Raw genomic sequence first — 6118 nt, forward strand, 5'->3', positions numbered from 1 at the left:
GAAAGAATACCGTCTGGCTGGTGAACGAATCCGGAGAGTACATCGGAACAACCGATCAGAAGTCGATCGGCAAAGAGTTTGAAGTGTTGTGGCTCAGTGGGGAGACGGACATGTATGGCGATGATCGCGATGTTCTTGGCCCCGTTACCAATGAGCAGTTGTTGAGCATGGTGTAGAGATGGATGAACGTCTCCATACCGAACTTTGGACCTCATGGGCGTCGTTGTTGCGCACCTATTGCGCCGCCCATGGGCTGAACAGCAAGCATCACGCCGTGGTTGAAGTTGGCCCGGAGGTGATTCTGGTACGCGTCAATGATCGCTGGCTTCGCTTCACCGCCAGCGACATGGAACGCGACGATTGCGGCAAGCTTCACTTCGCCCTGCAGGAAGACGGCACAGTGCAGTACGCCGATGTAACGGAAGAGATGGACCACGCGGCAGAACGGCTTGCGCGGGAGATGTTCGCGGTATCCTAGGGTTTGCCCCGAAGTGGTAGAACCTCAAGCGGTTTTTCGCCGCTGACGTTAACGGCATGGCCAAAGCCCTGCCCTGACGATAAGACGTGACCGGCGGATTGCCGTGATCACAAAACTGAATTTCTGCTGGTTCCTGGAGTGTATGAGCGCTGTCACCAACACGATCTTTTCGCCTGAGCTGGCCGCCCGCTTTGACAAGCTGGTGACGCTGTATCCGGTCAAGCGTTCGGCGCTGATCCCCATGCTGTTGTACGCACAGGACGAGGTCGGCTACGTCTCCGACGCCGTCGTGCATGAGATCGCGCAGCGTCTGGACCTGTTCGAGCTGGACGTGCGCAATGTTCTCAGCTACTACTCCATGCTGCGCACCAAGCCGGCCGGCAAGTACAACGTGCAGGTCTGTACCAACATCAGCTGCATGCTGCGTGGCGGGTACGAGATCCTGGATCACTGCAAAGCCAAACTGGGCATAGGCCACAAGGAAGTCACTTCCGACAAGCTCTTCTCCCTGGAAGAGGTGGAGTGCATCGGAGCCTGCTGCTGGGCTCCTGCCATGCAGGTGAACTATGACTTCCACGAGGACCTGACTCCCGCGAAGGTCGACCAGATTCTGGATGACTACGCTGCCGGTCGTGGAAAGGACGTGAAGTAATGCCTACCCTTGTCTCCCACCCGGATGAAGTAAAGATCATCTCCCGCCGTTTCGGCGCCGGCGCTGCGGACATCGAGAAGTACCTGGAACTGGACGGCTATAAGGCGGTCCAGATGGCGATTGAAAAAGGCGCCGAATGGGTCATCAATGAGATGAAGGCCAGCGGCCTTCGCGGCCGCGGTGGCGCGGGCTTCCCCACCGGCATGAAGTGGAGCTTCGTGCCGAAACAGAGCGAGAAGCCGAAGTACGTTCTGGTGAACGGTGACGAGTCCGAGCCCGGAACCTGCAAAGACCACGTCATCTTCCTGCACGATCCGCACGCTGTCATTGAAGGCACCATGATCGCGGGTCTCGCCATCGGCGCGAAGATGGGCTTCATCTATCTGCGCGGTGAGTACCGCTACCTGCTGAAGATCGTGGAGAAGGCTGTTGCCGATGCCTACGCGAAGGGTTTCCTCGGCAAGAACATCTTCGGCAAAGAAGGCGTGGACTTCGATATCGTCACGCAGACCGGCGCCGGCGCCTATGAAGTGGGCGAAGAGTCGGCTCTGATGGAGTCGCTTGAAGGCAAGCGCGGTGTGCCGCGGATCAAGCCTCCGTTCCCTGCTGTCGTGGGTCTGTATGGTGGACCGACGGTCATCAACAATGCCGAGACCATCGCCAGCGCTCCTCACATCCTGCTGATGGGTGGCGAGCCGTACGCCAAGGTCGGCTCCGAGCGTAATGGCGGAACGCGTCTCTTCGGTATCAGCGGCCATGTCGAGCGGCCTGGCATCTACGAACTGCCCATGGGCTACAACCTGAAGAAGGCCATCTACGAGGTCGCCGGTGGCGTCAAAGGCGGACGCAAGCTGAAGGCCGTGGTTCCCGGTGGCTCGAGCTGCCCGGTGCTGAAGGCGGATGAGCTCGATGTCGGTCTCGACTTCGACCAGATGGGCAAGGCCGGCACGATGCTCGGCTCGGGCGGCATTGTTGTCCTGGACGAGACGGTTTCCATGGTTGAGTTCGCTCCACTAGAGGACTGAAGGAATGCCAGACGTAAATTTCATTGTCGACGGCAAACAGCTCACCGCTCCGGCGGGGACGCTGCTGATCGACGCCTGCAAGACTGCGGGCATCGAGATTCCTGCCTTCTGCTACTACCCGGGTCTCTCGCTGCAGGCTGCCTGCCGCATGTGCGTGGTTCGCATTGAGAAGATGCCGAAGCTGCAGACGGCTTGCACCACGCCGGTAACCGAGGGCATGGTGGTGCAGACCGAAACACCTGAGATCGCTCAGGCCCGCAAGGCGACCATCCAGCTCCTGCTTGGCAATCACCCGCTCGATTGCCCGGTATGCGATGCCGGCGGCGAGTGCGAGCTGCAGGACATGACCTTCAAGTACGGTGCGGCCGAGAGCTTCTATACCGAGCCGAAGAACCACCGCGAAGAGCAGAAGTGGTCACCGGCCGTGTACTTCGACCGTCCGCGTTGTATTCTCTGCTACCGCTGCGTGCGTATGTGCGGCGAGGGTATGGATGTCTTCGCTCTGGGTATCCAGAACCGCGGCTCCTCTGCGGTGATCGCTCCGAATATCCCGGCAAGCGAATCCTCTACCGGCATGCAACAGCTCGACTGCGAAGAGTGCGGCATGTGTATCGATGCCTGCCCAGTCGGTGCGCTAACTTCGGATTCGTATCGCTACAAGACCCGTCCGTGGGAGATGAACCACGTCGGCACTGTCTGCACGCACTGCGGCGACGGCTGTAAGACGACACTCGGTGTTCGCCGCTCGTCGGATGGTATGGAGATCGTTCGCGGCGATAACCGTGACCGCTCCGGCATCAATAACGACTTCCTCTGCGCCAAGGGCCGCTTCGCCTTCGACTTCGCCAATCACGAAGAGCGTCTGACACAGCCGCTGGTTCGCCAGGCCGACGGCAAGCTGAAGCCCGTCTCCTGGGAAGAGGCGCTGACGGTTGTCGGCAAGAAGTTCAAAGAAGTGCGCGACAGCAAAGGCGGCCACGGACTCGGCGTCATCGGATCGAACCGTATTACCAACGAAGAGGCGTACCTGCTGCAGAAGTTTGCCCGCAGCGTGCTCGGCACCGCCAATATCGATCATCACCGCACCGCTGACTACACCACCTTCGCCCGCGCTCTGAGCGGCACCAGTGGCAAGACGGCATCGCAGCGCGACACTACCACCGCCAAGGCTGTGCTTCTGGTCGGCGGCGATCCGACGAACCAGAACCCGCTGACCGCATGGAATCTGCGTACGGATGTACGCCTGAACAAGGCCCGCATCTACGTTGCGAACCACGCGCCGATCAAGCTTCGCCGTCAGGCCAAGGCCTTCCTGCAGGTAACCGACCTCGGCTACGGCTCGCTGGCTGCATATCTCAATGGTGACGACGCAGCGGCACAGGCAGCAGCAGCCGACCTCAATGCGGTTGCAGCCTTCCGCGACGCGGTGAAGGGCGAGGAGAGCCTCCTGGTCCTGATCGGCAACGAGCTGCGCGGTACCGATCTTGAGAAGCTGGTACAGTTTGCTCTCTCGCTGCCCAATGCGAAGGTTGCCCTGCTCTCGGACTACGTGAACTCACGTGGCGCGGCCGACATGGGCCTGCTGCCTGACCTTTTGCCGGGTTACACCCCGTGGATGCAGCCGAAGGAGTTCGCCACCGAATACGGCGATCACTTCCCTGCTGCTAAAGGCCTGGATCTGCTGCAGCAGTTCGACGCGGCAGCGACCGGTGAGCTCGAAGCTCTCTACGTGGTTGGAGCGAACCCTGTCGCCCGCTACTCGATCGATCCGGCAACGTTGAAGAATACCTTCCTGGTGGTACAGGATATGTACCTGACCGAGACGGCCGTTCTTGCCGATGTGGTTCTGCCGGCAGCAAACCTGTATGAGAAGTCGGGCTCGGTGACCAACAGCTACGGTGACCTGCAGCTCGTCAGCAAAGCTGCGGATAAGGCCGGCGTTCGTTCGGACTTCGAGATCATCGTGCGCATCGCCGACAAGATGGATCATAAGGTCCAAACGCTGGTGCCCTTCGGCAACGGTCTGCGCGCCGACTTCGGACAGACCCGCGGAGCCCAGTCGGGCGAGGCGGATCGCCATGCAGTCTGGCTCTCGGCCAACAACATGGAGCCGAAGCTCTCGCCGTTCGATCCATTCGCCATCCTGGACGAGATTCACCGTCTGGTGCCAGGCTATGGCAGCCTGCTTCGCCTGCAGTTGCTCAGCGGCAATGACCAGCACGTCGAACCACGGGTCAACAAGAACGAGCTGATACAGATCGACGGCGATGCTAACCGCCGTGACCTGGTGCTTCCGGCCAATGACACCCTGTTTACCTCCGGCACACTTGGCCGTTACTCGGAGAAACTTACCCAGCTTCACGGCAAGTACAGCCAGGAAGCTACACCTACGGCTGCGGACTAAGAGAGACGAAACCAAGTGCACTTGTCAGACTTTCAACTCTTCGTACTAATCACGATCATCAAGATCGCCGTGGTGCTGGTGATCACGCTGACGGCGGTGGCCTATACCGTGCTGCTGGAGCGTAAGGTGATCGGCCGCATTCAGAATCGCTGGGGACCCTCCCGCGTGGGGCCGTTCGGACTGTTGCAGCCGCTGGCTGACGGTATCAAGCTCTTCCTCAAAGAAGACCTGATGCCGATGTCGGTCGAGCGTCCGCTTTTCGTTGCCGCTCCCGTCATCGCGCTGGCCTGCGCTCTCGTTTCGGTCGCCGTGGTTCCCTTTGGTCAAACCTTCAAGATCCGGGGCGTCGATATCTTCGAGGTTTCGAACGTCAACATCGGCCTTCTGGTGATCCTGGGTATCACCTCGATCGGTGTCTACGGCATTGCGCTGTCGGGGTGGTCCTCGAATAACAAGTACTCGCTGATGGGTTCGTTGCGCGCTTCGTCGCAGGTCATCAGCTACGAGCTGGCCCTGGGCCTCTCTCTAGTGGGTGTGGTGCTGCGCGCGGGCTCGCTGAACCTTCGCGACATCGTGAACTCACAGATCGGTCACGGCTTCCTGTCGTGGAACTTCTTCGGCGGTCTACAGTTTGTCGGCTTCTTCATCTACCTCATGGCCGCATACGCTGAGACCAACCGCGCTCCCTTCGATCTTCCTGAGGCCGAGTCGGAGCTGGTCGCCGGCTATCACACAGAGTATTCGTCGATGAAGTTCGCAATGTTCTTCATGGCCGAATACGCCAACATGCTGACTGTCTCCTGCGTCGCGACCCTGCTCTTCTTCGGTGGCGCATCGAGCCCCTTCGAAGGCTGGCTGCCCGCCTTCGGTCCGGCCTGGCTGCAGGCGGTCCTGCCGATCTTCTGGTTTGTCGCAAAAGTCTTCGCTTTCCTGTTCCTGTACATCTGGGTGCGCGCGACACTGCCGCGCTTCCGCTATGACCAGTTGATGAGCTTCGGCTGGAAGTTTCTGCTGCCTCTGGCGATGGCCAACATTCTGGCCACCAGCCTGATCATGGCGCTGAGAAGTTAGGTTGATCTCCGCGGTTGGAGTGAGCCGGTAACCCGCGCGGCTCGTGAGAATGAGTTAGTCGATACGATCATGCATCTTGCACTCTTCCTAATCTTCGGCGGACTGGCGGTACTGGCCGCGCTGAACCTTCTGCTGCAGCGTCACCCGATCAATTCGGCGCTGTCGCTGGTGGTGGTGATGATGTCGCTGGCGGTGCTGTACTGGTCGCTGGGAGCGGAGTTTCTGGCCGCGGCACAGATCATCGTCTACTCCGGCGCGGTCATGGTGCTGTTTGTCTTTGTCATCATGCTTCTCAACGCCGGGGAAGAAGAACGAACCAAGGGGTCGAAGATCGCCTCCATCGCCGGCTTCCCCGGAGCTGCGGCCATCTTCTGCCTGCTGAGCTTTGTCTTCCTGAGCGAGGGCCATAAGCTTGGCGTCTCGCATCTCGGCGGCTCGCTGGATGAAGCAACCTCCAACATCTCCCAGATCAGCTCGCTGCTCTTCAC

Annotated in this window: 5 protein-coding genes and 1 pseudogene; all 6 read left to right on the forward strand. The window is 59.9% G+C overall.

Annotated elements, in window-relative coordinates:
* The first annotated feature begins 178 nt into the window (after positions 1-178).
* Positions 179-478 carry a transcriptional regulator gene (locus tag AB4043_RS16785; protein WP_442299435.1) on the forward strand — a complete coding sequence of 100 codons (300 nt, stop codon included), beginning with the start codon at positions 179-181 and terminating at the stop codon, positions 476-478.
* Between the two features lie 142 nt (positions 479-620).
* Positions 621-1130 carry an NADH-quinone oxidoreductase subunit NuoE family protein gene (locus tag AB4043_RS16790; RefSeq protein WP_442299434.1) on the forward strand — a complete coding sequence of 170 codons (510 nt, stop codon included), beginning with the start codon at positions 621-623 and terminating at the stop codon, positions 1128-1130.
* Positions 1130-2140 (forward strand): annotated as a pseudogene (locus tag AB4043_RS16795) (complex I 51 kDa subunit family protein); the annotation flags it as partial. The gene AB4043_RS16790 and the pseudogene AB4043_RS16795, both read left to right, overlap by 1 nt.
* A 19-nt stretch (positions 2141-2159) precedes the next feature.
* Positions 2160-4559 carry a molybdopterin-dependent oxidoreductase gene (locus AB4043_RS16800; RefSeq protein WP_442299432.1) on the forward strand — a complete coding sequence of 800 codons (2400 nt, stop codon included), beginning with the start codon at positions 2160-2162 and terminating at the stop codon, positions 4557-4559.
* Positions 4560-4580: 21 nt separating this feature from the next.
* On the forward strand, positions 4581-5630 hold the full coding sequence (nuoH, locus tag AB4043_RS16805) for an NADH-quinone oxidoreductase subunit NuoH (protein ID WP_442299861.1): 1050 nt from the start codon (positions 4581-4583) through the stop codon (positions 5628-5630).
* Positions 5631-5699: 69 nt separating this feature from the next.
* Positions 5700-6118: NADH-quinone oxidoreductase subunit J family protein (locus AB4043_RS16810; protein ID WP_442307573.1), on the forward strand; the 419-nt coding region annotated here is incomplete at its 3' end.

The sequence above is a fragment of the Terriglobus sp. YAF25 genome, from assembly GCF_052113305.1.
In the GTDB taxonomy this organism is placed as follows: Bacteria; Acidobacteriota; Terriglobia; order Terriglobales; family Acidobacteriaceae; genus Terriglobus.